Genomic DNA, 1,446 nt, shown 5'->3' with positions numbered 1-1,446 from the left:
GGCTCTTCAGAGATGAGTGTGGGCGCGCAGGTGGTGTGGTGTAGCTGGGGATAGACGTCGAGGTCCTCGATGATGAGCGGACTCTTACCTCTGCTCGCACCAAGGACCTCGACAATGCTTAACCATAGTTGCGTATGCCCTGCCGCGCTCGATCGCTGCGACCGATGCGACCTTCTCCTGGACTTCCCCGGCCTCCATCTGGTGGCCGTCTCGAAGACCCGGGCCGGGCTGGTCCTCGAGGTCGAGTCCTGCGACCCGGTGACGGGATGTCCTGGTTGCGGGGTCATCGCCACTGGTCACGGCCGGATCGTGGTTGAGGTGATCGATGCGCCTTGGGCGGGCCGGCCGGTGCGGATTCGCTGGCGCAAGCGCCGCTGGGTCTGCCGCGAGGACGTTTGCGAGGTGGCCACGTTTCTCGAGCAGGACCCGGAGGTTTGCGCCCCGCGGGGCCTGCTGAGCACGCGCGCGATCCGCTGGGCGATCGGTCAGCTCCGCCGTGAGGGAGCGACGATCCAGGGCCTCGCCCGGCAGCTCGGCACGACCTGGAACACGCTCTGGTCCCAGGTCCAGCCCGTCCTGACCCGGGCCGCGGAGGACCCGTCGCGGTTCGAGGACGTGCAGGTCCTGGGCGTGGACGAACACATCTGGCACCACCGTGACCCGCGTCGGCGCGGGCCGAAAGCGCTCACCGGGATGGTGGACCTGACCCGAGGAACCCACCCCACCGCGAGGTTGCTCGATCTCGTTCCAGGCCGGTCCGGGACGGTCTATCGCGACTGGTTGGACGAACGCGGTGAGAGGTTCCGGGAGGGGATCGAGATCGCGACGCTGGACCCGTTCCAGGGATACAAGAACGCGATCGATGACCAGCTCGAGGACGCCACCTGCGTGCTGGACGCCTTCCACATCGTCAAGCTCGCCGGCGCTGCGGTCGATGACGTCCGCCGCCGAATTCAGCAGGAGACCCTCGGCCACCGCGGCCGCAAAGGCGACCCTCTGTTCGGGATCCGGCACATCCTCCGCGCCGGGCGTGAACGTCTCACCACGCGCCAGCAGAACCGCCTGGCCAGGGCATTCTCCGCTCACCCCGATCACGTCGCAGTCGAGGTCGCCTACCAGTGCGCGCAGGACCTCCGAGACGTGTTCCACCAGCCCACACCCGCCCAGGGACGTCGGCTCGCCGAGCGACTCATCGACACTCTGCCGTCCTGCCCGATTCCCGAGATCGCGAGGCTGGGGAAGACGCTGCGCCGCTGGAAGACGGCGTTCCTGGCCTACTTCGATACCGACGGCGCGAGCAACGGCGGCACGGAGGCCATCAACGGGATCATCGAGCTCGGCCGCCGTATTGCCCGTGGGTTCCGGAACTTCGAGCACTACCGCCTCCGAATGCTCCTCATCGCCGGCGGACTCGACGCCTCACCCCACACTCATCTCTGAAGAGCC

1 protein-coding gene is annotated in these 1,446 nt (G+C 67.7%); it reads left to right on the top strand.

Going from position 1 to position 1,446, the window contains the following annotated elements; genetic code table 11:
- The first annotated feature begins 114 nt into the window (after window positions 1–114).
- Window positions 115–1,440, top strand: a complete 1,326-nt coding sequence (locus tag ACT3UL_RS19200; protein ID WP_444579998.1) for an ISL3 family transposase — start codon at window positions 115–117, stop codon at window positions 1,438–1,440.
- The last annotated feature ends 6 nt before the right edge of the window (window positions 1,441–1,446 follow it).

This window comes from Brachybacterium sp. 107 (assembly GCF_052379725.1).
Lineage (GTDB): Bacteria > Actinomycetota > Actinomycetes > Actinomycetales > Dermabacteraceae > Brachybacterium.
Note: the sequence above shows the minus strand (reverse complement) of the source record. Positions and strands in the feature narration are given on the sequence as shown.

What these genes read in the sequence shown, in the direction of transcription:
- ACT3UL_RS19200 (WP_444579998.1), top strand. Translation starts at nt 115, where the DNA reads ATGCTTAACCATAGTTGCGTATGCCCTGCCGCGCTCGATCGCTGCGAC.